The organism is Enterococcus sp. 4E1_DIV0656, from assembly GCF_002140695.1.
Taxonomy (GTDB): Bacteria; Bacillota; Bacilli; order Lactobacillales; family Enterococcaceae; genus Enterococcus_D; species Enterococcus_D entomosocium.
Genome location: NZ_NGLF01000001.1, coordinates 86,125 through 87,134 on the forward strand (window position 1 = coordinate 86,125; position 1,010 = coordinate 87,134).

Sequence of the window (1,010 nt, forward strand, 5' to 3'; positions counted from 1 at the left end):
CTTGTACTCAATGATGATGAATCACTGATTGATGTGCTTATACTTGCTGATTCACTGTTACTAATACTTGTACTTACTGATAATGAATCGCTAATCGACGTGCTCGTACTTGTGGAATCACTGTTGCTTAGACTTGTGCTGCCACTAAAGCTTGTAGAATCGCTCGCACTTAATGATGTCGAAATGCTTGCACTTTGTGATGATGAGTCACTGATCGATGTGCTCAAGCTTGTCGACTCACTAACGCTTGTAGATGTTGATTCGCTCACTGACGTACTTGAGCTTGTCGACTCACTGTTGCTTACGCTTGTGCTGCCACTGTAACTTGCTGAATCACTCGCACTTAGGGATGCTGAAATACTTGTACTCAATGATAGTGAATCACTGATCGACGTACTTGTACTTGTTGACTCACTATTACTTACACTTGTGCTACCACTAAAGCTTGCTGAATCACTCGCACTTAGAGATGTCGAAACACTTGTACTCAATGATGATGAATCACTGTTCGATGTGCTGTTGCTTGTTGATTCACTAATGCTTGTAGATGTTGATTCGCTCGATGACGTACTTGCGCTTGTGGAATCACTGTTACTTACACTTGTACTGCCGCTAAAGCTTGCTGAATCACTCGCACTTAGAGATGTCGAAATACTTGTGCTCAATGATGATGAATCACTGATTGACGTACTTTCACTTGCTGATTCACTGTTACTGATACTTGTACTTACAGACATTGAATCGCTAATCGACGTGCTGGTGCTTGTCGACTCACTATTACTTACACTTGTGCTGCCACTGAAGCTTGCAGAATCACTCGCACTTAGAGATGTCGAAATACTTGTGCTCAATGATGATGAATCGCTGATCGACGTGCTCGTACTTGTGGAATCACTGCTGCTTACACTTGTACTACCACTGAAGCTTGCTGAATCACTCGCACTTAGAGATGTCGAAACACTTGTACTCAATGATGATGAATCACTGATTGATGTGCTTATACTTGCTGA

General features: G+C 42.2%; 1 protein-coding gene and 1 pseudogene. Both read left to right on the forward strand.

Translation table 11 applies throughout. The features are described 5' to 3' along the window. The coding region (locus A5882_RS20225) for a hypothetical protein (protein WP_217808278.1) at positions 1-324 on the forward strand (324 nt) is incomplete at its 5' end. Positions 325-429: 105 nt separating this feature from the next. Continuing rightward, positions 430-1,010: pseudogene (locus tag A5882_RS20230) on the forward strand (hypothetical protein); the annotation flags it as partial.